19 protein-coding genes and 1 tRNA gene are annotated in these 24,095 nt (G+C 43.4%); 12 read left to right on the top strand and 8 right to left on the bottom strand.

Features of this window, described 5'->3' with window-relative positions; genetic code table 11:
• Positions 1-132: 132 nt before the first annotated feature.
• Positions 133-2,244: an excinuclease ABC subunit UvrB gene (gene uvrB, locus H9653_RS03750; protein WP_191690563.1), complete on the bottom strand. Its 2,112-nt coding sequence runs from the start codon at positions 2,242-2,244 to the stop codon at positions 133-135.
• A gap of 424 nt (positions 2,245-2,668) precedes the next feature.
• Between uvrB and dps the strand changes: the two genes are divergently transcribed.
• Positions 2,669-3,154, top strand: coding sequence for a DNA starvation/stationary phase protection protein Dps (gene dps, locus H9653_RS03745; RefSeq protein ID WP_068406213.1), 486 nt, complete (start codon positions 2,669-2,671; stop codon positions 3,152-3,154).
• Positions 3,155-3,549: 395 nt separating this feature from the next.
• Here dps and H9653_RS03740 read toward each other — a convergent pair whose 3' ends face one another.
• The 3 genes from H9653_RS03740 to H9653_RS03730 all read right to left on the bottom strand — a co-directional run bounded on the left by H9653_RS03740 (position 3,550) and on the right by H9653_RS03730 (position 6,239).
• The gene (locus tag H9653_RS03740; protein ID WP_191690561.1) at positions 3,550-4,239 is read right to left on the bottom strand and encodes a DUF2059 domain-containing protein; all 690 of its coding nucleotides are present in this window, start codon (positions 4,237-4,239) and stop codon (positions 3,550-3,552) included.
• Positions 4,240-4,291: 52 nt separating this feature from the next.
• Positions 4,292-5,446: a cation diffusion facilitator family transporter gene (locus tag H9653_RS03735; protein WP_191690559.1), complete on the bottom strand. Its 1,155-nt coding sequence runs from the start codon at positions 5,444-5,446 to the stop codon at positions 4,292-4,294.
• Between the two features lie 184 nt (positions 5,447-5,630).
• Entirely contained in the window at positions 5,631-6,239 is a 609-nt protein-coding gene (locus H9653_RS03730) for an acyl-CoA thioesterase (RefSeq protein WP_191690557.1), read from the bottom strand.
• Positions 6,240-6,568: 329 nt separating this feature from the next.
• Here H9653_RS03730 and H9653_RS03725 point away from each other — a divergent pair.
• From H9653_RS03725 to H9653_RS03690, 8 genes are all read left to right on the top strand, one after another.
• Positions 6,569-6,644, top strand: a tRNA-Asn gene (locus H9653_RS03725).
• Positions 6,645-7,013: 369 nt separating this feature from the next.
• Positions 7,014-8,765 (top strand): amidohydrolase, encoded by a 1,752-nt coding sequence (locus H9653_RS03720; protein ID WP_225211590.1) that lies wholly within the window; start codon positions 7,014-7,016, stop codon positions 8,763-8,765.
• A gap of 111 nt (positions 8,766-8,876) precedes the next feature.
• Positions 8,877-9,815 carry an alpha/beta fold hydrolase gene (locus H9653_RS03715; protein ID WP_191690555.1) on the top strand — a complete coding sequence of 313 codons (939 nt, stop codon included), beginning with the start codon at positions 8,877-8,879 and terminating at the stop codon, positions 9,813-9,815.
• A gap of 104 nt (positions 9,816-9,919) precedes the next feature.
• Positions 9,920-10,741, top strand: a complete 822-nt coding sequence (gene dapD, locus H9653_RS03710; RefSeq protein ID WP_191690553.1) for a 2,3,4,5-tetrahydropyridine-2,6-dicarboxylate N-succinyltransferase — start codon at positions 9,920-9,922, stop codon at positions 10,739-10,741.
• Between the two features lie 231 nt (positions 10,742-10,972).
• Entirely contained in the window at positions 10,973-11,713 is a 741-nt protein-coding gene (gene queE, locus H9653_RS03705; protein WP_191690551.1) for a 7-carboxy-7-deazaguanine synthase QueE, read from the top strand.
• A 219-nt stretch (positions 11,714-11,932) separates the two neighbouring features.
• A complete protein-coding gene (locus tag H9653_RS03700) occupies positions 11,933-13,111 on the top strand; it encodes a multidrug resistance efflux transporter family protein (RefSeq protein WP_191690549.1) in 1,179 nt (392 codons plus the stop codon).
• A 14-nt stretch (positions 13,112-13,125) separates the two neighbouring features.
• Entirely contained in the window at positions 13,126-13,761 is a 636-nt protein-coding gene (locus H9653_RS03695) for a trimeric intracellular cation channel family protein (protein WP_144297166.1), read from the top strand.
• 90 nt (positions 13,762-13,851) lie between these two features.
• Positions 13,852-14,514, top strand: coding sequence for a trimeric intracellular cation channel family protein (locus H9653_RS03690; RefSeq protein WP_191690547.1), 663 nt, complete (start codon positions 13,852-13,854; stop codon positions 14,512-14,514).
• 18 nt (positions 14,515-14,532) lie between these two features.
• Here the strand turns inward: H9653_RS03690 and recJ are convergent, their stop codons facing one another.
• Complete coding sequence (gene recJ / locus H9653_RS03685) at positions 14,533-16,368, bottom strand: single-stranded-DNA-specific exonuclease RecJ (protein ID WP_191690545.1); 1,836 nt, start codon at positions 16,366-16,368, stop codon at positions 14,533-14,535.
• A 389-nt stretch (positions 16,369-16,757) separates the two neighbouring features.
• Between recJ and H9653_RS03680 the strand changes: the two genes are divergently transcribed.
• On the top strand, positions 16,758-17,273 hold the full coding sequence (locus H9653_RS03680; protein ID WP_068408032.1) for a hypothetical protein: 516 nt from the start codon (positions 16,758-16,760) through the stop codon (positions 17,271-17,273).
• Positions 17,274-17,408: 135 nt separating this feature from the next.
• Here the strand turns inward: H9653_RS03680 and copM are convergent, their stop codons facing one another.
• Both copM and H9653_RS03670 read right to left on the bottom strand, forming a co-directional pair.
• Positions 17,409-18,164 carry a CopM family metallochaperone gene (gene copM, locus H9653_RS03675; RefSeq protein ID WP_191690543.1) on the bottom strand — a complete coding sequence of 252 codons (756 nt, stop codon included), beginning with the start codon at positions 18,162-18,164 and terminating at the stop codon, positions 17,409-17,411.
• A gap of 212 nt (positions 18,165-18,376) precedes the next feature.
• Entirely contained in the window at positions 18,377-18,844 is a 468-nt protein-coding gene (locus H9653_RS03670) for a DUF305 domain-containing protein (RefSeq protein WP_225211589.1), read from the bottom strand.
• 385 nt (positions 18,845-19,229) lie between these two features.
• Here H9653_RS03670 and H9653_RS03665 point away from each other — a divergent pair, with 385 nt between their 5' ends.
• Positions 19,230-19,949: a heavy metal response regulator transcription factor gene (locus H9653_RS03665; protein WP_191690541.1), complete on the top strand. Its 720-nt coding sequence runs from the start codon at positions 19,230-19,232 to the stop codon at positions 19,947-19,949.
• On the top strand, positions 19,930-21,417 hold the full coding sequence (locus tag H9653_RS03660; protein WP_225211588.1) for an ATP-binding protein: 1,488 nt from the start codon (positions 19,930-19,932) through the stop codon (positions 21,415-21,417). Before H9653_RS03665 ends, H9653_RS03660 begins: the two co-directional genes overlap by 20 nt.
• Before the next feature lie 65 nt (positions 21,418-21,482).
• Here the strand turns inward: H9653_RS03660 and H9653_RS03655 are convergent, their stop codons facing one another.
• Positions 21,483-23,789, bottom strand: coding sequence for a nitric-oxide reductase large subunit (locus tag H9653_RS03655; protein ID WP_191690539.1), 2,307 nt, complete (start codon positions 23,787-23,789; stop codon positions 21,483-21,485).
• Positions 23,790-24,095 lie beyond the last annotated feature (306 nt).

The following is a 24,095-nucleotide window of genomic DNA, read 5'->3' as shown; positions in this document are numbered from 1 at the left end:
CTAATAGCAAATTATTAGTTATTAATGCATACAAGGACAAGCTTTTTTGAGTCTCATTGTTAAATAAAAAAAGGTGAGCTGCAGCCTATGCAACTCACCTTTCTACGTCTACATTCAGTCGGAATTAAACCATTAAATCAAATGCGCTTTTAATTCCAATACTTTATCACGCGTTTTTGCCGCTTCTTCAAACTTCAAATCTCGTGACATTTGCTGCATTTGTTTCTCAAGGCGTTTGATTTCTTTGGCCAGTAAATCAGGACTGCGCAAAATGCTGATATCGACATCAGGCAAATTGCTTTTCACAGGAATCACTTGATTGTCATTGACATCAAGGTTTTCACCCGTGTCAATTTTATCGGTAATACTACGGCGCGCGCCTTTTGGCGTAATATTGTGCTCAAGATTAAAGGCGACTTGTTTTTCGCGGCGACGGTCAGTCTCCTCTATCGCTTTTTCCATACTCGGTGTAATGCGGTCGGCGTACAAAATCGCTTTACCGTTTAAGTGACGGGCAGCACGGCCAATAGTCTGAATCAGCGAGCGCTCAGAACGCAAAAAGCCCTCTTTATCAGCATCAAATATCGCCACTAATGACACCTCTGGCATATCAAGCCCTTCACGCAACAGGTTAATACCGACCAACACATCATGAACGCCTGTCCGCAGCTCATGAATGATCTGCATGCGCTCAACCGTATCGATATCTGAATGCAGATAAGCGACTTTGACATCGTATTCTTTAAGGTAACTGGTCAAATCTTCTGCCATTCGCTTAGTTAATGTTGTGATAAGCACGCGCTCGTCAAGCTCACGGCGTTTGGTAATCTCCGATAACACATCATCAACCTGCGTCAATACCGGACGAATCTCAATCTCAGGGTCAATCAAGCCGGTTGGACGCACAACTTGCTCGACCACCTGCTCGCTATGCTCAAGCTCATACTGTGCTGGCGTTGCGCTAACATAAATGGTCTTTGGCTTGATACGCTCCCACTCTTCAAACTTCATCGGGCGATTATTCATGGCACTTGGCAGACGAAAACCATAATTAACGAGGTTTTCTTTACGTGACCTATCGCCTTTATACATCGCCCCAATTTGCGAAACCGTCACGTGCGATTCATCGATAAATAACAGCGCATCTTCTGGAATATAATCAAACAAAGTTGGCGGCGCTTCCCCTGACGGACGACCAGACAGATGCTGCGAGTAGTTTTCGATACCATTACAGTAGCCGAGCTGCTGAATCATTTCAAGGTCATACTGGGTACGCTCTTTTAGACGCTGCGCTTCAACCAATTTATTATTGTCGCGAAAATACTCTAAGCGCGGCTCAAGCTCAGCACGAATGGTATGACTTGCCGCTTCCAATTTATTGCGCGGGGTCACATAATGCGATTTCGGATAAATGGTAATACGCGGCACACTTCGGACGGTTTTGCCGGTTAACGGGTCAAACCAAGTAATTTTCTCCACTTCATCATCAAATAAATGCACGCGCACCGCTAGCTGCTCAGATTCCGCAGGATAAATATCTAATAGCTCACCGCGCAAGCGATAGGTACCACGGCCAAAATCTAACTCATTACGGTTATATTGCATTTCAACCAAACGTTTAATAGTAGCAGTACGATCGATTTTGTCGCCGACGACGACATGCAAGAGCATTTTTAGATAACTTTCTGGATCGCCCAAACCATAAATGCAGGAGACCGAAGCCACAATAATCGCATCACGGCGCTCAAGCAGCGCCCGCGTCGCTGATAGGCGCATTTGGTCAATATGGTCGTTGATGGCACTGTCTTTTTCGATAAAGGTATCACTCGCCGCAACATAGGCTTCCGGCTGATAATAATCGTAATAACTGACAAAATACTCAACCGCATTATTTGGAAAGAACGCTTTAAATTCGCCATAAAGCTGGGCGGCAAGGGTTTTATTGTGCGCCATAATAATGGTTGGACGTTGGCATTCAGCGATGACCTTTGCCATGGTATAAGTCTTACCAGAACCGGTCACACCGAGTAATAATTGCTCATCCATGCCTGATTTGATGCCTTTGACCAACTTTTCGATTGCTTGTGGTTGATCGCCTGCCGGCTCAAAGTCGGTGACCATCTCAAAGGCGCGGCTTGATATTTGCGTACCAGACGCGTTGACACCACTGATTTCAGCTTCGCCTTGCAGCTGAGTGGCCAATTGGTTTAACTGACGCGACGAGCGCGGTTCAGGCATTCGCATAATGGCTTTCTTCCTGACATTTATAAAAGGTTATAAGAATTTGGATTTATAACAATGTGGGGTCTAAAGCTCAGTTTTTAAAGGATAATCGTGAGTTTCATTTCCTATTTACACACATAATTAACAGCTAAAATTTGCGCTACATTGGTGGTAATTTTAAAACGACTACTATTCATTTAATGTCTATTATTTATAGGAAAGGCACAGAATGGCAGCTAAATTTACAAAGCTTTTCACGATTAACAAAGTCATTACACGACCACTTAATAAAGCCTAAAACCTAGGGGTTCAATCGCGCTCATAAATTGCTACTATGGGCACTGAATTAATGAACAAGCAGTATTAAGAAGCGATAAATACAAGCAACAACACGCTTAAAAATTAATCCAACAACTAATAAAAACTTAAAATAATGGAGTAAATTATGAGAGAACGTTACGCAAGTGGTATTGATGATAAAACCGCTGAAAAAATGGTTGAACTGTTAAACGCTAACTTAGCCAATCTGATTGACCTAAGTATGGACAGTAAGCAGTGCCATTGGAACTTACAAGGTACTGGCTTTATTGGCGTACATCAATTGTTAGATGAGACTTATGAGCGTTTGACTGAAGCATTTGATACAGTTGCCGAACGTATCGTTATTCTTGGCGGTAAAGCCAACGGTATCTCTAAGCGTGTGGTCGAAGACTCTATCTTAGAGACTTATCCAACTGATATCACAGAAGTTGATGAGCACGTACGCGAGCTTACCAATCGTTATAAAACCATTGCCGCTTCACTGCGTGAAGGTATTGATACCGCGGGCGACGCAGGCGATGAAGATACGGCAGATTTATTGACCGAAGTAAGCCGTATTGTCGATAAAGATGCTTGGTTCATCGGTGCTAATGCCCCCAAGAAAAAATAACAATGACTGAATAAATCTATAAATGGTATTCAGATAAGTATAAAAAAAGGTCACTTTTATAGTGACCTTTTTTTATCTCTAAAACCTTATATTTATAAATTGCTGTTATAGTCAAAACATCCTAAAAACGCGACGGTATGGCTGATATAAATTTTTTGGTGGTGTTCTAAAAAGTATGCTGGCGATAAAAGCCAATAAGAAATCTATGCGAAGTTCTCTGATTCTATAGGGCTTTCAAGACTTCAAAAATTATTCAAATTTTAATCAGCATACTTTTTGACACACCACCAATTTTTTATAGACTCTGTCTGCGAAGGCACAGCAAGCAAGCAAGAAAAATTGATTTTAAAGACGGGTATTAAAACGGGTTAGAATTAGACTAAAAAATAATGACTTTAAAATACGCCTTTAATAATCTGCTTCATTTGCGGCAATAGCTCGCTTAATTGCGCTTCAGTCTCGCTGGTATCTTCAGGCAAGGATTGCTGTAAAAAAGCCGCGGTAATTTGTGGCTGCTTGGCAAGGATACTTTGCCCTACCGCCGTATCGTAGAATTTAATCTGGGCATCGACTTCAGCCTGCGTATAGTAAGTCTTAGCGGCACTGATATAAGCTTGCGTCAAAGTTTGTGCGTCGGCTGCATTGCCGATACCCTCAGTCATAATCTTCGTATATTGACCTAACACGCTCTGAATTTGCTCTTGTAGCTCGCGTTGGCGCTTATTTAACTGTTGGTCACTGGCGCGCTGATTACTACTTTGATTCTGGTTTTTGGTTTGCGTATTAATGGCATCGATGGCCGCTTGTTGGCCATTGACGATAGACTGAATCTGCGCGTCGATATGCATCACTTGCATCAGTTTAATGATAGACACATCAGTTGGTGCTTGATTGTTCATTTGCTGCTTGGCAATATTATTGGTGCCCTTACTAACCCTATTTGGCTCACTATGGACAATCAATTCTGCATTAGCATTGACGATAGGTGCTGATAGCAGCGTTGTCACCACCAAAGTAAGTAATGGATTGATGCTAGTAGGACGCCGACTGGTATTTTTTTTGGAAGATTTTAGGTAATTTTTCATATAAGACTCTTATTATTATAGGTGACGATTATTTATTATTTGGCAAGATTTATTAAGCACACTGCTCATCCGGTAAACGTAAAACCTCAGCATCGGGAACAGATAATGTCAAAATCGCTTCTTGAAATAATGGATTGGCACGGAATTGGTTTTCAATATCTTCAAATTTTTGCGCGATTTGCTGTTCTTGTTGATTACCGGCGATATCGACCGCTGCCACCATAAAGATTTTTTTGGGTCCGACCCACTCTAAGTGTAAATAAGAGACGCTGTCGATATCAGGATGGTTCAATAGTTCCGTTAAGATATAGCAATGGGTCTTTTCTGAGACTTTATAGCCAACCAAAAAATCACGATTGCGATTGATTAAAAAGATGGCAACCATACCCAATAATATGCCAACGATAATAGAACCAAGGGCATCCCAGAACGGCTCACCCGTATAGGCATGCATGCCCATCGCTGCTGCTGCGACCACTAAACCGATAACCGCTGCCAAATCCTCAAAAAACACCCCGCGCAACGTTGGGTTTGAAGTATTCACCACATAACCTAACGCACTGACATTGATAGCCTGACCATGCTTTTTACTTTGTAAATACGCCTGCACTAGAGAAAAACCTTCGAGCACAAAGGCCACTGCCAAAATAATAAAGCCAATGGTGTAATTGGTTTCTGTTTCAGGCGCATTCCACTCGGTGATACCGGTATAGATGGAAACAATCGAGCCTGCCATAAAAACGCCAAAAGCGGCAATCATAGACCATACGTATGACTCTTTACCATAGCCTAACGGGTGACTGTTATCGGCAGGTTTGACCGCCTTTTTCTCCGCCACGATGAGTAGAGTGCCATTACCTGCATCTGCCCACGAATGCGCTGATTCAGCAATCATAGAAGCAGAGCCAGTCATAAATGCCGCAACGGTTTTGGCAATGGCAATAATAACATTCGCTCCTACGGCAATGAGCACAGTAACCAGCGACGAGGATTTCTCGTCTTCCTGCTTCTTGTCCTCCTGAACGTTTTCGGGGCTCGTGACGTTAGTAAAATTGAGGTTAGGATTAATATCGTCTTTAGAATTGCTCGTATCTTTGTTCAGATTGGCAATAGAACGCGCACTGCCAGCACCGCGGGTACGAACGGCTTGCGGTGCTGGCTGATCTTTGGAAGGAATGTTTGATGATTCAGTGTTTTTTGAACTCATATGAGGCTCAATAAATGGTTAATATAATGAAGTTAAATAGCCATCAAAAAAGTTAAGCCATGAGCGCTAACTATTTTTAACTGCCTTATTTATCATTAAATTTAACCAAATAGCCGCTACTGGTCAGTAAGGTTTTCGTGAGACTTTGTTTAAGTATTGATGATTTTGCTAGGTAAAATGCGCCTTATTTGGCATTGCTATGCTGAGCAAGCTCGCCAATCATATCATTGTTGTTGCCGCTTTTATCCGTCATCTTATCAGCGCCCAGACTTTCGCCAATCATTTGATTGATGTCGCAGCTCGGGCGATGCGAGCTTTGCATGCGTAGCTCTTTACGCGCCAAGCCTGCGTCAAAACGGCACTGCTGCATGGCATTTTTAATCTCAAGCGCAGGCACAGGCGTCGGTTTACCGTTATCATCAATCGCCACCATAGTAAAATAGCAGCTATTGGTATGACGAATCGTACGGGCGCGAACGTCCTCCGCTTCAACCCGAATCCCCACTTCCATAGACGTTCTACCGACATAATTGATACTAGCGGCAAAAGTAACCAACTCGCCCACATAGATAGGCTCGCGGAACATCACTTGATCGACTGATAGCGTCACGACATAGCTACCACTGTAGCGACTGGCGCAAGCATAAGCGACTTGGTCAAGCATCTTGAGCAAATCACCCCCATGGACGTTGCCGATGAAATTGGCCATATCTGGCGTCATCAGCACCGACATATACAATTCATGATTTAAAGGGGCGCTTTTAGCAGTAGAGCTGGTGTTATATTGCGACATAATATTCCTTGCTGTTATCGTAAAACCTGTCTATTTTAAATATCCGTTATACAGTAGCCTCTGCTAAATCGCAAATAAAGACAGTTAGAGTGAGTGTAGGAGATATTTTTTATTTATATGGCTAGGGCTATTTATGCTTACTTTAACCCTGTCTTTGCGCTAAAAACCTTGTAAATGCTTTTATCTACCACGTAAAAACGCAATCTTTTTAAAATCTGCAAAAAAAAGCTTGACGTATTTTTTATCTTTGCTAGAATACGCCCCACTTAGCAATAACTCATTAGAGACTTTCTAAGCTTGCCGTAAGTCATAAAAGCCTTACCGCTTATTCTCCAATAGCTCAGTTGGTAGAGCAACGGACTGTTAATCCGTGTGTCCCTGGTTCGAGCCCAGGTTGGAGAGCCATATTTTAGTTGTAAATCTTTTGAATCATTTTTGATTCGATTATGGCATTTGCCAAGACCCTCATCACTTTGATGGGGGTTTTTTTATGGCTGGTGTTTTATTTCATAAGCCTATAAATAGCAAAAACCTTTCTCTTTTCTTCTTCTATTACCAGTCTTGCAGTGCTTGGTTAATCCACAAAATAAAATCTACAAATAAAGTCAGCTTAGCTTTTATCATCGCCCTCAGTTATTGACTTATCGACCTTATATTAAACCTGCTATATTGTTGGCCAACGATAAATTCATAAATAACATTGACCCTTTAAAGCTTTATCGCTACATTGGATAAAGCTCTTATTTATGTGAAAAAACTATTAGGGATAGCGCCATGACTATAGGTATTATTAAGCCGACGTTACTGAGTATTGGACTGATGAGCATGATTGGTTGTACTGCCCTGCAAACCACCGCAAAACAGCCAAATGCAGAACAAACAAGCGATTCAGCAACGGTTTATTACAATGGCGATATCATTACCATGGAAGGTGAGCAACCGCAGATGGTCGAAGCTTTGGTCACGCAGGCTGGCAAGATTGCTTATGTTGGCAATTTAAATAAGGCGCAATCAAAATATAAAAATGCCGCTCAAGTGAATTTAAACAGCAAAACCTTGCTACCGGGTTTTATCGATCCGCACAGTCACTTTGATATGGTGTCAAACACCATGGGCCAGGCAAATTTGAACCCACCGCCAGTTGGCAAGATAGATAGTATGGATAAATTACTACAAGCCTTAAAAGACTATAAAAAGGACAATAACATCGCCGATGATGAATGGATCTATGGTTGGGGTTATGATGAGAGTCAATTAAAAGAAGGTCGTCATCCAACCAAAGCAGATATCGATAAAGTATTGCCTAATAACCCTGTATATCTGCAACACACCAGCGGTCATATGGGTGTCGCCAATAGCAAAGCCTTGGCAGCCCTGAACATTACCGCAGATACTAAAAACCCAGAAGGTGGTAATATTGCACGGGTTAAAGGTTCTAGCGAACCAAATGGTCTCGTCCAAGAAACCGCTATGTATCCATTTATGCGGCGAATGCTAGAGGTATTAGAGCCCAATCAAGCCAAATTCTTTGAGCAAACCCAAGATTATTATGCCAAAAATGGTCTGACTACCGCCCACAACGGTTCAACAGCTCGTAATACTATTCAGTTTTTCCAAAAACAAGCCGATGCTGGCAAGCTGAAAATCGACTTAGTCGCATTAGCAGGTAGCAGTGATTTAGATGAAAACTTAGCGGACAAAGACTTTGTTTGGAAGACCTATCAAAACGGTTTTAAAGTTCAAGGAACTAAAATCATAGCCGATGGCTCGCCGCAAGGTAAAACAGCTTATTTCAGTCAACCTTATTTGACGCCAGTGCCAGACTGCAAAAAAGACTGCCGCGGTTTGCCGAGTATCAGCCAAGATGCGCTCAATGAGATGTTTGCCAAGGCTTATAAGCACGATAACCAGTTGTTTATCCATAATAATGGCGATGGCGCGACAGATATGATTATTAAAGCCCACGAATATGCGGTCAAAAAGACCGGGCAAGCCGCTGATAAAGATCGCCGTACGGTGCCTATTCATGCTCAGTTTGCGCGCCCCGATCAGCTAGAAGCCTTTAAAAAATATAAGATGTTACCGTCATTTTTTACCAATCATGCCTATTTTTGGGGTGATGTGCATGTGCAGAATTTAGGCAAAAAACGCGCTGATTTTTTAAGTCCGATAGCGACAGCGGATAAAATGGGGTTAAAATACACCAACCATTCTGACGACACTGTGACACCTGTCGACCCGTTATTTACCGTTTGGTCAGCGGTTAATCGCACCTCGCGCTCAGGCAAGATTATCGGCGCCAATGAACGCGCAACCCCTTATCAAGCGCTCAAAGCCATCACGACCAATGCCGCTTATGAGTATTATGAGGAAAATAGCAAAGGTACCTTAACCAAAGGTAAGCTCGCTGATTTGGTTATATTAGATGCCAATCCATTGACGGTAAGTGCAGATAAGCTTAAAGATATTCATGTGGTCACTACCATTAAAGAAGGTAAAATAATCTATCAGCGCCCGACGAAGTAAAACTATAATGACAGCATACTAAGAAAAATTTTAATGCTTTATAGTCAAATTCCTATAATTTTGACTATAAAGTTTTTTCTGTCTCTTTTATATCAATATTAGGATTCGTTTATGAGTAACACCGAGCAAATTACCTCCTCTGACAACACCCATTATCTGCACCATACTTTTTTTGAGCCAAGCGATAATACCACGCCGATTACTGCTACCCTACTGATCGTGCATGGCATGGCCGAGCACAGTGGCCGCTATGCAGAGTTTGCGCAGTTTTTGGCAGATCATGGTATTGCGGTCGCCACTTATGATCAGCTGGGTCATGGGCAGACGGTCAAATCAGCCAATGATTTGGGTTTTTTTGCTGAAGAACATCCGGTGCAGTCGTTATTAAAAGACGTTATTATCATGGCGGACAGCTTGAAGGTGCGCCATCCTAATGTGCCGCATTTCGTTATGGGTCATTCGATGGGCTCGTTTATCGTGCGCAATGTCCTCAAACATCACGCCCAGAACTTTACTGGTGCCATCTTAATGGGTACCGCTGATGCCAATCCATTGACCAAAGTGCTATTACCCATTAATAAAGTACTGGCAAAAGTGGCGCCTAAAAAACCAAACCCAGTCTTTGCCAATGTGATGAATAAAGTACTCAATAGTAAGCTTGATAATCGTATTTCTTCTTCAGAATTTGCTTGGCTTAATGAAGACCCTCAAGCTATCGAAGCTTATGAAGCCGATCCATTGACGGGCTTTGACTTTACCAACAATGGGTTTTTAACCTTGTTTAGCTTAATGGAAGCGGGTCTCAATAAAAACTGGGCAACGACCATTGCCAAAGATTTTCCAATGTTACTGGTCAGTGGCGAGAACGATCCGATCGGCGATATGGGTAAAGGTATTCGCAAAATTGCCAGCCGTTTAGAAAAACAGAACTTTAGCAATATCACGCTACAGCTCTACCCGCACATGCGCCATGAGCCGATTCATGAACAAAATAAACAGCAAGTTTATCAAGATATTGTAGACTGGATAAATAGCAATACTGCTGCCTAGTAACAAAATGCTTGGTAACAACATGCTTAGTAACAAAATGCTTGATTAATTTAAACGACCACTTTTATTATCTTTTTTACCCTTCACCAACTTTAGGAATATTTATGACATTGCAACAAACCATCGAGCAAGCCTTTGAAAATCGTAACGATTATAGCCCAGCAACCATGCCACAAGACATACGCGACGCTATCAACGCAGTGCTTGAACAATTAGACAACGGTAGCTTGCGTGTTGCTGAGAAAAAAGATGGCGAATGGGTGGTCAATCAATGGGCTAAAAAAGCGGTATTATTATCATTTCGTTTAAACGATAACTATGTCCAGGCGGCGGGCGAACACGTGCAGTTTTATGACAAAGTGCCGACGAAGTTTGCTGACTGGACTCAAGAGCAGTTTAAAGCAGCTGGCGTACGCGTGGTACCGCCAGCGGTTGCTCGTAAAGGCTCATACATCGCAGCAGGTGCCGTCTTGATGCCATCGTATGTCAACATTGGCGCTTATGTCGACCAAGGCGCGATGGTAGATACGTGGGCGACGGTTGGTTCGTGCGCCCAAATCGGTAAAAACGTGCATCTATCAGGCGGCGTCGGTATCGGCGGTGTCTTAGAGCCGCTGCAAGCCAGTCCAACGATTATCGAAGACAATTGCTTTATCGGCGCGCGCTCTGAAATCGTTGAAGGCGTGATAGTAGAAGAAGGCTCAGTAATTTCTATGGGCGTGTTTATCGGGCAATCAACGCGCATTTATGACCGTGAAACGGGCGAGATTCATCGCGGCCGTGTACCAGCAGGCTCAGTCGTTGTACCCGGTAGCTTGCCATCAGAAGACGGTACGCACAGTTTGTACGCTGCTATCATCGTGAAGAAAGTCGATGCGCAAACCCGAGCCAAAACCTCGGTCAATGAGTTATTACGTTTGGCCTAGCTTTTCGGTGATTAAGCTTTAGTTATGACGTTAATTTTTTATCAAAAAAGATGCTGAGGTTGACTCCAGCATCTTTTTTAATGCCTTATGGCAGTTTAATGCAAAACTTTACGTTATAATCTTCGTCTCATTTGAATACCAACATTTTTAGAGTTAGTCAGATTATTGACGCTTTTTTCATTTAATAAATGCTTGATAGCATTATCAATCCCTAACTGTATTTGACATATTATGAGTGAGTTATCTTTACGCACCTCGGCAATTCCTGTCACTGATCCCGAAGCAGGGCTACGTTTGACCGAGATTTTTTATTCCTTGCAAGGTGAAGCGCTAACCTCAGGCTTGCCGACGATATTTGTACGCTTGACTGGCTGTCCGCTACGCTGCGTCTATTGTGATACCGAATACGCCTTTAGTGGCGGTGAGCGGCAATCGTTAGAAGCCATTATCGCAACAATCAAAAGCTATCCGTGTCAGCGTATCTGCTTGACTGGTGGCGAGCCATTAGCGCAGCCAAATGCCATTGAATTGATGCAACGTTTATTAAATGACGGTTATGAGATTTCACTTGAAACCGCAGGCGCGCTGACGGTAAAAAATGTACCGCCTGCGGTCAGCAAAGTGATGGATCTGAAAACGCCAAGCTCAGGTGAAGTCGATAAAAACCTTTGGTCAAACCTTAACTATCTCACCCAGCACGACCAAATCAAATTTGTCATTATGAACCGCAATGATTATGAGTGGGCAAAGGCAACACTGTTTGAGCATCAACTTGATAAATTGGTCGGTACGGTTTGGTTTTCACCAATGTTTACTGTCGCAGAAGAAGTCGTTGCTAGTGAAGCATTGAGCAGCCCCGATGTGCCAGTATTGGCGCGTGAGTTAGCTGAATGGATACTGGCTGATGCCTTGCCTGTACGTTTTCAACTACAACTGCATAAGATTATTTGGGCCGATGCTAAAGGTAAATAATGGAATGAGCTTTGCGCAAATTGGGCAAATCAATAGTTCAGATAAATAAGCAATCCAAACTCCAAACTAAACATCCTCTAAATATAGTCAAGGAATTTTAGAATCGCTACAAGGCGACCGACCGCAGATAGTACATTGAGTACATCTAGGGCGGGTAACACCGTAGCGGTTTAAAAGTGCTCTGACTATAGCTAACCTGCCGACTGCAAGGACGCATACATGGTCAAACTGATTTTATTGGGCTTACTGGCGGGGGCGTTCTTTAGCTCGACATTTATTTTAAATGAGCTGATGAGTAATGCTGGCGGCCATTGGTTTTGGTCAGCGAGCCTACGTTATGTCTTTATGTGGCTGATTATCAGCGCCGTTATTATCCTGCAACATGGCTTTGGACGTATTCGAGCGCTTGCGAGCATTTTTCTTCAGCACTGGCGCTTTTGGTGTCTTACCGGCAGTATTGGCTTTGGGGTATTTTATACCGGTATTTGCTATGCGGGCGACCACGTGGCAGGCTGGGTCGTTGCTGCTACCTTTATGTTTACGGTGGTAACCAGTTTGCTCGTACTATTGGCATTCGGACAAAGGTTTGATAAGAAATTTATTATTTATGCCTTTTTGGTGTTTATCGGGGTGGTATTGGTCAACGTCAGCGAAGGTTTGCGCGCCTCTGCCCTCGCCGATATTGATAGCGCACCGATGGCAGAAATGCTGCTTTACGGTGCCCTACCTGCGCTAATCGCGGCTTTTAGTTACCCAATCGGCAATCAACTGGTCTGGCAAGTCTCACACAACTCGCGCAAACACCATCCCCATAAAGATAAGGCTAAAACGCAACAAGCAAAAGAAGCAAATAAACCCAATCGCGAACAAAGTTATCACGAGAATGCTAACCAACCGCTTGTCTCAGAAGCTTTCGATTTGTCTGCTGTCATGTCTAGCACTTCGGATAACAACGCTACCTTAAAAACCCCCTCTAGCATCGAAGTCATACCCTCTTCGCCTCTACAAAACCTCATTGCCCGCATTCCTACTATCGAGACGAGCTTATTACAAAATGCCTTTAATAAAGTCTGGCTAATGACCTTGGGTAGTTTTCCATTTTGGCTGGTTTTAGGCGCTTTTATCCAGCCTGAACCACCTGCAACCACCCAGTTATTTAATACCTTGCTAGTAGCATTACTGGCTGGAGTAGCGGCGACAAGCATATTTTTTTATGCACGTGAGCAAGCGGTGACTTCAAGCGAAGTCGCAGGCGTTGACTCGACCCAAGCCAGCGAGGTAATCTTTGCTTTGATTGGTGGTATACTATTGTTGGATAATGCCATACCATCAGCAATGGGATTGGTCGGTATTGGGCTAATTATTCTAGGACTGATTTTATTTGCAAAAGACGGTTGAGGCTAAAATAAGTCATGATGAATCACTTTATTTTCCCCGATGTTTTGCTGTATTTATTAGATATGGTAGGCGTCATTGCTTGTGCCATTGCCGGCACTTTGCTGGCGCAGCATAAAGGCTTTGATATTGCGGGCTGTATTTTGGTTTCTATGGTCAATGCCATTGGCGGTGGTACATTGCGCGATATGGCGCTCGATCGTCATCCGCTATTTTGGATGACTGACCTCAACTATGTCATTGTCATTACTATTACCTCGCTTATTCTACAAATTTTCTTTCATCTGTATCATAAGATTGATAAAGCCCTCAAATTCTTTGACGCGATTGGTCTAGCGGCTTTTAGTGTCATTGGTTTTAAAGTGGCGTTGGCGCAAGATATATCGCCGGTTATTGCGGTTATGATGGGAGTTTGGACGGCGATTATCGGTGGTTTATTGCGTGATATTATCTGTAATGAAATACCACTGCTGCTACAGCGTGAGATTTATATCACCGCTAGTATTGCAGGATCCTTGAGCTATTTGGCGCTTGATTACTGGGGCGTTGATGCGGTTGCCAATGAATTTATGATGTTATTTATCATCTTTGCCGTGCGTATGCTGGCGCTTAAATTCGATTGGCACCTGCCCTCTATTCGTTTGGTCGATTAACTCTTCGTTTTACCGCTTAACCTCATGGGCAAAAAATACCAGTGCTTTGATATTGATGTTTTAATATAAGGGATTTAATGAGAAAAATGCATGCTCACCATCGCTTTAGATTATGAATTGATGACTACTTTTGACCCGCGTTCACTCATTTATCTGTTTGATATGATTGGGATTGTCGCTTGTAGTATTTCGGGAACGATATTGGCCAAGCATAAGAACTTTGATGTCTTTGGCTGCTTATTGGTATCGATTGTGACTGCCATCGGCGGCGGTACGGTGCGCGATGTCATTTTGGATCGTCATCCACTGTTTTGGATGGTGGATATGAGTTATTTGACGCTTATTACTATTTCGTCATTGGTGATGCAGGTATTCTTTCACCCTAACTCTAGGCGCGTTGATAAATTTCTCAAGCTCTCCGACACTATTGGCCTATCAGCTTTTACCTTAATCGGTATTAAGGTTGCTGATAGTATGGGTGCCAATGTGCCAGTGGCATTATTACTCGGGGTGATTACGATTATTGTCGGCGGTATCATCCGCGATATGATTTGTAATGAGATTCCGTTGGTGCTACAGCAAGAGATTTATATTAGTGCGTCTTTAACGGGCGGCATTCTTTATTTTGCCCTGCACAATCTTGGCGTAAGCGCTTGGATTGCCGATATCTCAGCAATGGCGACGATTTTTACTTTGCGGATGCTTGCCATTCGTTATGACTGGCAATTTCCAACCATTGAATGGAAATATTAAAGTATTCAAGCCTAGCAACTACTCGCTTTCCTCTACTGTCTCTTTTACCAGCGTCAAATCTTTGACCATCAACTGCAAGCTTTGTTTACCGTTCCACTCGTTAATGTCTAGCTGAAATAATACATGCACTTTTTCGGCGCGGTAATCCCAAGCACTACTATCAAAATTAAATTGGATTGCTTCAATTGGATATTGCACCTCAGGATAACGTAACGACAATTTAAGATGTTTGTCTTTTAATATCTTAAAGCTCAATACCTCAAATACGCCGTCAAATATCGGCGGCGCAAAGCCATGACCCCATATACTGGCATTCGCTAGATGCTCTGCAAAGTACAAGCTAAAGTCAGCCGCTTGCAAGGGTCCGTCGGTAAATTTCTGCTCGGCAAAGACTTCCTCATCCATCTGCGCCATCACTTCGTTAAACGCGGTTACGAAGCCATCGAAATGACGCCGTTTAATGGTTAAACCTGCCGCCATAGCATGACCACCAAAGTGGCTGATTAAATCAGGGTAACGTTCGGCCACTTGCTCAATCGCATCACGAATATGCACGCCTGCGATAGAGCGCGCCGAGCCTTTGATGGCATCGTCGTCACCCGTGCGTTCTGTATCCGCTGGCGCAAAAACGATACTGGGCAGATAGTGACTTTCTTTTAAACGACCAGCGACGATACCGATAACCCCTTGATGCCAATCGTCTTGATATAAAATGATGCTGCGGTTTTGATTATCAATAGCCGACTTTTCAGTTTTAGGCTGGATAAGAGTTTCATCGCTCTCGTCAGCATCATTCTTAGCATTAGAGTCAGCAGTAGCTAACGCTTGCACAATGCTATCTGCTTGCGCGCGCATCTCACCTTCGACATGACGGCGCGTACGATTAAGCTGCTCAAGCTCTTGAGCCAAACGCTGGGCGGTACTCCAGTCATCGGTCAATAAGCATTCGATACCGATGCGCATATTATCCATGCGCCCCGCAGCATTGATACGCGGACCTAAAACAAAACCAAAATCTTGCGCCTGTAATTGTTTTGGGTCGCGACCTGCTTGTTCAAGCAGTGCCAATATCCCAAGCGAGCAGCGACCTTGGCGAATGGCGTTTAGACCGTGATGCACTAAAATACGATTGTTTTTATCAAGTACACCCACATCGGCAATCGTCCCAAGCGCGACCAAATCTAAATATTGGCTGACTTGCACGCTAGACTTGCCTGCTTCGCGGCGCAGTTTCGCCAAGCGTCCGAGCACATAAAACGCCACGCCGACGCCAACCAAGGCTTTACTACTAAAGTTGCAATCAAGCTGATTGGGATTGACCACTGCTTCGGCGGGCGGTGTTTCTTTGGTGGTTAAGTGATGATCAGTAATAATGACAGTGATGCCATCAGCCTGCGCCCGCGCCACGCCGTCATGGCTTGAGATACCATTATCGACCGTCACAATCATGTCGGGCTTATAAGTTTTGATACCTAATTCAACAATCTCTGGCGTTAGACCATAGCCATATTTAAAACGGTCAGGTACTAAAAAATCAACCACCGCGCCCATCTTTGTCAGCGCGCGCATCATCAATGCGGTACTGGTTGCCCCATCGCAATCAAAATCACCGACGATTAATATACGCTGACCTTCGTCGATGGCGACATCTAACAAACGCACCGCTTCGGTGACGCCATGCAGCATTTCAGCAGGTAATAAACCAGACAGTCCTGTTTCAAGCTCATCAGGCGCAGTGATACCGCGACCGGCATAAAGCCTAGCAAGGGTAAATGATTGGGCGGCCAGTGGTTGCAACGCGGCGGGCAACTCGTCGATGCGAGTGCAGGTATAACGGGGGGTTAAATTTAGCATGGTGCTATTCTACTGACTTTGGCACATAGCCACAATGGGAATTTTTAGCACTATCGTCTAGGTTTGGCGATTGCCCAATTATACCTTATGGCGTAATTTATATGACGTATCATGTAGGAAAAATAAAGGTTACTGATGACGAATTTTTAAACTCTTGCTTGCCAACCTGCCCTTTATTTACAAAAACGGTGCAGAGAGCCTGCAATTTTCTGCATTTTGCTACAAAGCAATGATTGTATGGCGCTTATAAAGCCATAAAATGGTAAACATTCAAGATGAGTTATGCGAAGATGACTTATTTGAAAATTATAAGATACTCATCATTTTTGCCATATTTGCTTTTACTATATTAATGACTTTCTGTTTTTTAAACATTTTAAGGACGCGTTATGAAAACCACCCCAACCGCTGAAAAACTGCCTAATACCATCGACCCTAATTTAGACCTAGATAAAGTCAAAAAAGACTGCGAAAAATTGGTCAAAAAACGCGCCAAGCTTTCTGCTGGTGTCGCTATTGTACCTATTCCATTTTTTGATGTGGCAGTTGATGCCAGCATGCTGACCGTCCTGCTACCTGAGATCAGTGAGCGTTTTGGACTGATTGAAGGGCGTCAATCTGCCGTTGATTTAGAATCACGCGCCATCCATTGGCAAGCGCTAAAAGACCGTACGGTTGATTTTGCAGGACTAATGGCGACACGTGGTATCGTGAAAAAGACCGTCCAAGGTTTCGGTGGTCGTATTGCCGCCAAACAAGTGACTAAGTTCATTCCTTTAGGTGGACAAATGGTCGCCGCGACCATGGGCTATATGATTTTCAAAAAAATCGCCACCGACCATATCAATGAATGCTATAACTTGGCAAAAGACATTCAGCAAAAGCAGCATGGTAAAAATGTCTAATAGCATGCCATCATTGTTTAAAATCTAAGAAATTATCATTCGTAAAAAAACCCAGCTAAGATTACTTAGCTGGATTTTTTAATTTAAGGAACAGATTTTTTATATTAAACCAACATCGCATTTTATATAAAAATACTAACCGCCATTTTTGGCAATCCAATTTTGCATTTGCTCAATTTCAGCCTGCTGCGCGTCGATAACCGCTTGCGCCAGCTGACGCATTTCGGCATCTTTGCCATATTTTAGTTCTACTTCCGCCATATCAACGGCCCCCTTATGATGCGGTAACATACCGCGCGCAAACGCCATATCAGGTTTAGGGTTCGCGATACCCGCCATCATCTCATCGTGCATAGCATCCATCCCATCAGCGTAGGCTTGTTGCATGGCTTTGGTATCAGGCATGGCTTCAGCTGCATCAGGATGACTGGCCAGCCAGTTTTGCATCTGCTCAATCTCAGATTGTTGGGCGTCGATGATTTCTTGCGCTAGCTGACGCATCTCTTTATCCGTACCATATTTTAGCTGAATCTCCGCCATTTCAACCGCACCGACATGATGACCGAGCATCCCTTGGGCAAACGCGGCATCGGGATCGTTGTAATTCATCCCAACCATCATCGCATCGTGCATTTTTACCATCGAATCATTGTACGCTTTATGCGTCACCGACATGTGCTCAGTATCTGTGCTCATCGCTGCCATATCATGATTGGCGTGCGGGCTGGTTACTGTGTCGGTTGTCGTATCAGTGACGATTGCTTCTTCTGTAGCAGGCGCAGCGTTTTTATTAGCAGCCCCTTCATTTGCAGGCTGACAGGCGCTGATGAGCAAGGCAGCACTGATACTAGCACTAAGCAATGCTAGGCGTGAATGGTTAATAATTTTCATGGTGTATCCTTTATTTAAATAAAGCATAAAAATGGCAAATTAAGGAAAATTTGCCGAAAAAAAATAGCTAAATGACTGCGTTAAATACAGCCATTTAACTAAGAGCATTTATTAAAATATTTAGTGAATTCTTAACTTACCCTAGCGCTTTAAGAACTAAGGTCTTTAACTTCTAGGGTTTTTAAGCGTCTAAGCTAATGTATTTCTTTAATTTATTTAAGCTCTTCGATCAGCTCTTGCATTTCGCCAATTTCGCGCTCTTGCGCCTCGATGATATCATCGGCAAGTTTACGCACTCTCGGGTCGTCGATATCGGCGCGGGTACTGGTCAAGATAGCAATCGAATGGTGCGGTATCATCGCCTGCATCCAGTCAACTTGATCAACGGTCGCTTGGGATCTGACGCCCCAAAGACCGACGGCGAACATCACGATGCTCAGCCCGTAAATCATAAGATTGACTTTGGTTTTTTTGTACATATGGCTCATAAACGCCAACATGATGACCGACATAGCGGCGCCCATATATAGCGCCATATAAGCTCTGGTTTCGCTAAAATAAACGTGATCCCATTGATAAGTATTAAAATACATCATGATATACATGACGATGGTCGATGTTAAAATCATCAATGAAAATCTGATATACGGGTTCATTTTTTCTTCTTTTGAATGCTGCATAAGGTAGTCTCCCGCTACGTTGTTTATGTTTTTTTTATTAATTTATATTGCTTAGGCTATTTAAAGGCTAGCCAATGACTAAAAGGTTTTTCATTGTATTTATGAGCTTATAACCACTGCTTAGCAGACTCAACATCCGCGTATACTCGGTTTGTACTGTCTTTGTTTGCACGCATTGCTTTATATAGCGCAAATTAATCTTGTTGATTTTTATCCAAAAATGATAGCAGTATCAGCCTGACAATGAGATGACGCTAAGATGACAATGTTGTCATCTTAGCCATCTGGCATAGGCATAGCGCTGGCATTGCTCTATGATTGGAGGTTTGCAACTTGTATATGATGCAATCGCATAAAAATTATAAATAACGGGCACGATTACGCTATGAAAATACTATTGGTCGAAGATGAGCTGTCACTTGGTGATTATATTAAAAAAGGTTTGAGTGAAGCAGGCTTTATTGTTGAGCACCAAACCACAGGACTTGGTGGCTATCATGCTTTGATGACTGAGGATTTTAATGGGGTCATCATGGATGTGATGTTGCCTGATGTGAGTGGTTTTGAGTTGGTACGCAATTATCGGGCGGCGGGCAAACTGACGCCAGTGCTGTTTTTGACCGCGAAAGATGATTTAAGCGACCGCGTAAAAGGCATAGAAATCGGCGGCGATGATTATCTGACCAAGCCCTTTGCCTTTGCTGAATTATTGGTCAGAATCAAAAACCTATTGCGCCGCATCAATCAAACCGATTACGCCAACACAGTGCTACAAATTGCCGATTTAAAAATGGATATTGCTAAGCGTACCGTCACACGCGGCGAGCAGATTATTAAACTAACCGCTAAAGAATTTGCGCTACTACAATTTTTTCTTGAGCGCCAAGGTGAGGTGCTACCGCGCTCTGTGATTGCCTCGCAAGTCTGGGATATCAATTTTGATAGCGACACCAATGTGATCGACGTGGCGATACGGCGTTTGCGGATTAAAATCGATGACGATTTCGATACCAAGCTGATTCATACGGTGCGCGGCATGGGTTATCGGCTAGATATAGATGATGATGCCAATGACAGCGCCGATAATGTTACGATCATTAAATAGTATGACGCCGATTGCGACGGATGGTCGCCTATCTTTATTGTGGCGCACTATCCTGCTTTTAAGCTTGTGCGTCATCGTCACTCAGATATTTCTGTATGTCTGGATACAGCGCTCGGTTAATGACCATTTTGAACAAATGGATGCGGAGATTTTGACCCATGCGGCGTTTAATTTACGCCAGTATATGGATAGCAATAGCATAGTTGACACTAGTAACACTAAGAAAAAGCCACTTTCTCAGCAGACGCTCGCTTTACAGAACGCTAGTATCGACTATGAAGTCAAAACCGTGATTACCGATAATAACGGGCAAGTGCTTATCAGTGTGCCAACTGGTTTTATCAATCAGTCGAGTCATCATGGCGCGGTCAAAGCGTTGTGGCAAAAACATCACGAACAGCCGTTCGATCTAAAAATTAACGACCGCCATTATCGCGCTATTGTCATTCAGCACGCCAGCCGCTTAGCACTCATCGCCCTACCCGTCGATGTTCATCATCAGTATTTGGCGCAATTTAACCGTCAGCTGATTGTTATCTTAATCGCCATTACCTTTCTTTTAGTCTCTATCGCCGCTTTTAGTGTGCATTTAGGCTTTGCACCGCTTGCGACCATTCGGCAAAAAATGAGCCGTATCAATGCCGACCAGCTCGACGATAGAATTGTGATAGCGGATATGCCCAGTGAATTGCGAGCGCTTGCAGAATCCTATAATGCAATGATGGTTAAGCTCGCGCATAACTTTGAAACGTTGTCGCGCTTCTCAGACGATATCGCCCACGAGCTGCGCACGCCGCTTGCCACCCTCAGCACCCAAACCCAAGTCATGCTCAGCAAACCGCGAGCCAGCAATGAGTATATCGAGCAGCTGCATCATCAGCATGACACCTTAGCGCAACTATCGAGCCTCATTAACAACATGCTGCTACTGGCAAAAACGCAAAAAGGCTTGATTCATTCGCAGTTTAACCGCGTAGATAGCGATTTACTGCTGACTAAGATGATGGAGTATTATGAATGGATAGCCGAAGACCGCGCTATCACCTTTAAAAAAACAGGTGACTTTAAAACCATACTTGGCGATGCAAGCCTATTGCAAAGGTTGTTTGCTAACTTAATTGCCAATGCCGTTTATTATGCCGCCAGTGATAGTATTATTCATATTAATGGCAAAATTGTTACGGATAAGGTTGCAGAAAATAGGCAGGTTTTATCTTCATCAGGCATGCCAGCCTCATACCTGCAAATCTCCTTTACTAACCGTCTAACCGCCCCGATGACGCAAGCAGAGGTGGATAAATTATCAGAGCGTTTTTATCGCCATCATAAAACTCTATCAATGCATGCAGGGTCGGGCTTAGGTTTGTCAATTGTGCATGCGATTGTCAATGCCCACAATGGTAAAATAGCTATTACGGTAAAAGACGGCTATTACTTTGAGGTCAGTAACAAACTCCTTCTTGCTTAGCCACAAAAAAGCCCTGCCATTGCAGAGCTTCTTTTGCTTTTAATTGATTTTACTATTTTTACCTTTTAATGTACGGTGTTGGTTGGTAAGTTATCTGAATTTACAGGGCTATCAGGTTGATAGTTTGCATGTGAGGGTTTGGCAAAAGCAAACTTGACGACCTGCAGTGCCACACAAACCGCACCAGTAATAAAGATCACGTCAGCAAAGGTACGAATCCAGCGCAGTGTTACTAAGAAATCTTGTTGTAAGAAGCCTTCACTACGTGCGTACCATAGACCTTCGGTCATTGACGCGTGCGCTTGGAAAATACCAATCGGTAATAAGCTAGTGACAATCATCAATACCAAGCCTGCATTTAGTGCCCAAAAACCAGTTTTGATAAGGTTTTCACTAAACACATAATCAGGACGGATATAGCGCATGACCAGTAATACAAAGCCGATTGCTAAGAAGCCATAGACCCCAAACAGTGCAGCATGTGAGTGAGTGGCGGTAGTATTTAACCCTTGTAAATAGAACAATGAGACTGGTGGGTTAATCATAAAGCCGAACACCCCTGCACCCAACATATTCCAGAACGCGACCGCAACGAAACACATGATAGGCCATTTAAGCTTATTCATCCATGGCGCTTGACGCTGCATAGACCAATGCTCATAACCTTCATAGCCTAGCACCACTAAAGGTACCACTTCTAAAGCACTAAATGACGCGCCGATTGCCATGACTGGTGTGGTTGTACCAGAGAAATATAAATGGTGGAACGTACCTGGGACACCGCCAAGCATGAATAGGGCTGCTGAAGCGATGGCAGAACCGGTGGCGATTTTTTTGTTGACCAAGCCTAAGTTGTAGAAAATGAATGCGAGTGAGACGGTGGCGAATACTTCAAAGAAGCCTTCTACCCATAAATGTACCACCCACCAGCGCCAGTATTCCATGATGGTTAAGTGGGTACGCTCGCCGTAGAACAAGCCTGCACCGTAGAATAAACCCACGCAAACGACTGATGCAAAGAAGATGGCCAATAAATTTTTATCACCGCCCTCTTTTCTTCTAAGCGCTGGTAAACAGCCACGGGTCATCAATACCAACCAGAATAAGATACCAACCCATTTTAAAATCTGCCAGAAGCGACCAAGGTCAATGAATTCATAGCCTTGATGACCAAACCAGAAGTTGTATTTTGCAGGCATAATACCGGCAATCGCAAAGTACTGACTAACAAATGAGCCTACAACCACGAGTATTAATGCCACCCAAAGGATGTCTACGCCCAATTTCTGGTATTTGGGGTCTTTACCGCCATTGATAAGTGGCGTTAAGTACAAGCCTGCCATCAAGAAAGCAGTAGCAATCCAAAATAGTGCTGCCTGAATATGCCACGTACGTACTAACGAATACGGGAAGTAATCGGATACGGCGATACCATAAAACTCTTGCCCTTCAACGGTATAGTGCGCGACAAAGCCACCAATAAATACCTGAAATACGAATAGAGCAACGACTAGTACACCGTATTTTGCCAAGGCTTTTTGTGACGGTGTTAACGCCACTTTGGTTAATGGATCAGAACTTGCCGTTGCTTCTTTGACGTCTTCTTCTTTACGTAAGAACGACCAGCCCCAAATAAGAAAACCAACCCCAGCGATTAAGAACACCACACTGGCGATAGACCACATGATATTTTCAGAGGTTGGGACGTTATCAATTAAAGGCTCATGCGGCCAGTTATTGGTATATGTCGCATCAGTACCCGGACGGTTGGTAGACGCAACCCAAGTGGTCCAAAAGAAAAAGTTAGTCAGTTTTTGTCTGTCTTCAATATCTGCCAAAGTATTGTTTTTCATGGCAAAATTTTCACGCGACTTTTGCAATGAAGGCTCATTACCGTAGAGACCGATATAGTAAGGCGCGACTTCATTAATAGCGGCGATACGCGTATCTGACAGTACCACTTGATTGTTAGCATTGGTATTGCTGCCACGATATTCTTTTTTCAGTTGCGCGCTAAGTACCGCTTTTTGATCATTCGTTGCCGCGGCAAAATCATGTCCATATAACTCTTGCGCCCGGATATCTAACCACGCCACAAGCTCTCTGTGTAACCAATCTGCTGTCCAGTCAGGCGCTTGATAGGCACCATGTCCAAGTATCGAGCCAAGCTGCTGTCCTCCCGTGCGCTGCCAAGCAGATTGACCATCTAAAATATCTTCTTCTGTGATTAATGCCTTTCCGCTGCTATCAATATACTGATCAGGGATAGGAGGTGCGGTGCGATAGACTTCCACGCCGCCCCAACCTAAAAAGGTAAAGGTAATGACGAGGACGGCGATTAAGCCCCACCAATACTTTTTATATTCGCCCATATCTTGCTCCTACTGGCTAGATAGATAAACTGAACGCTTAACATTCATTTTAAATGAATTTTTATAAGCGCAATTATAATTCCATAAATGATTAATACCGCTGCCTGTTACGATAAATCTATCAATCATCTGGTGAATATTAAGCCTGCTGCCTGAGTGATACTTTAGTCTTGGGATTAAGAATAAAGTACAATAAAAGCTGGGATTAAAGGCTTAAATCTTTGATGACATTAGAGTTAATGAATAGATTTTATCGCTTCATGCGCTAAACCTATTTGATGTATATTTACATCTAGCATCAAATTG

The sequence above is a fragment of the Psychrobacter communis genome (assembly GCF_014836505.1).
Lineage (GTDB): Bacteria > Pseudomonadota > Gammaproteobacteria > Pseudomonadales > Moraxellaceae > Psychrobacter > Psychrobacter faecalis.
Note: the sequence above shows the minus strand (reverse complement) of the source record. Positions and strands in the feature narration are given on the sequence as shown.

What these genes read in the sequence shown, in the direction of transcription:
- uvrB (WP_191690563.1), bottom strand. Translation starts at nt 2,244, where the DNA reads ATGCGAATGCCTGAACCGCGCTCGTCGCGTCAGTTAAACCAATTGGCC.
- dps (WP_068406213.1), top strand. Translation starts at nt 2,669, where the DNA reads ATGAGAGAACGTTACGCAAGTGGTATTGATGATAAAACCGCTGAAAAA.
- H9653_RS03740 (WP_191690561.1), bottom strand. Translation starts at nt 4,239, where the DNA reads ATGAAAAATTACCTAAAATCTTCCAAAAAAAATACCAGTCGGCGTCCT.
- H9653_RS03735 (WP_191690559.1), bottom strand. Translation starts at nt 5,446, where the DNA reads ATGAGTTCAAAAAACACTGAATCATCAAACATTCCTTCCAAAGATCAG.
- H9653_RS03730 (WP_191690557.1), bottom strand. Translation starts at nt 6,239, where the DNA reads ATGTCGCAATATAACACCAGCTCTACTGCTAAAAGCGCCCCTTTAAAT.
- H9653_RS03720 (WP_225211590.1), top strand. Translation starts at nt 7,014, where the DNA reads ATGACTATAGGTATTATTAAGCCGACGTTACTGAGTATTGGACTGATG.
- H9653_RS03715 (WP_191690555.1), top strand. Translation starts at nt 8,877, where the DNA reads ATGAGTAACACCGAGCAAATTACCTCCTCTGACAACACCCATTATCTG.
- dapD (WP_191690553.1), top strand. Translation starts at nt 9,920, where the DNA reads ATGACATTGCAACAAACCATCGAGCAAGCCTTTGAAAATCGTAACGAT.
- queE (WP_191690551.1), top strand. Translation starts at nt 10,973, where the DNA reads ATGAGTGAGTTATCTTTACGCACCTCGGCAATTCCTGTCACTGATCCC.
- H9653_RS03700 (WP_191690549.1), top strand. Translation starts at nt 11,933, where the DNA reads ATGGTCAAACTGATTTTATTGGGCTTACTGGCGGGGGCGTTCTTTAGC.
- H9653_RS03695 (WP_144297166.1), top strand. Translation starts at nt 13,126, where the DNA reads ATGATGAATCACTTTATTTTCCCCGATGTTTTGCTGTATTTATTAGAT.
- H9653_RS03690 (WP_191690547.1), top strand. Translation starts at nt 13,852, where the DNA reads ATGCTCACCATCGCTTTAGATTATGAATTGATGACTACTTTTGACCCG.
- recJ (WP_191690545.1), bottom strand. Translation starts at nt 16,368, where the DNA reads ATGCTAAATTTAACCCCCCGTTATACCTGCACTCGCATCGACGAGTTG.
- H9653_RS03680 (WP_068408032.1), top strand. Translation starts at nt 16,758, where the DNA reads ATGAAAACCACCCCAACCGCTGAAAAACTGCCTAATACCATCGACCCT.
- copM (WP_191690543.1), bottom strand. Translation starts at nt 18,164, where the DNA reads ATGAAAATTATTAACCATTCACGCCTAGCATTGCTTAGTGCTAGTATC.
- H9653_RS03670 (WP_225211589.1), bottom strand. Translation starts at nt 18,844, where the DNA reads ATGCAGCATTCAAAAGAAGAAAAAATGAACCCGTATATCAGATTTTCA.
- H9653_RS03665 (WP_191690541.1), top strand. Translation starts at nt 19,230, where the DNA reads ATGAAAATACTATTGGTCGAAGATGAGCTGTCACTTGGTGATTATATT.
- H9653_RS03660 (WP_225211588.1), top strand. Translation starts at nt 19,930, where the DNA reads ATGTTACGATCATTAAATAGTATGACGCCGATTGCGACGGATGGTCGC.
- H9653_RS03655 (WP_191690539.1), bottom strand. Translation starts at nt 23,789, where the DNA reads ATGGGCGAATATAAAAAGTATTGGTGGGGCTTAATCGCCGTCCTCGTC.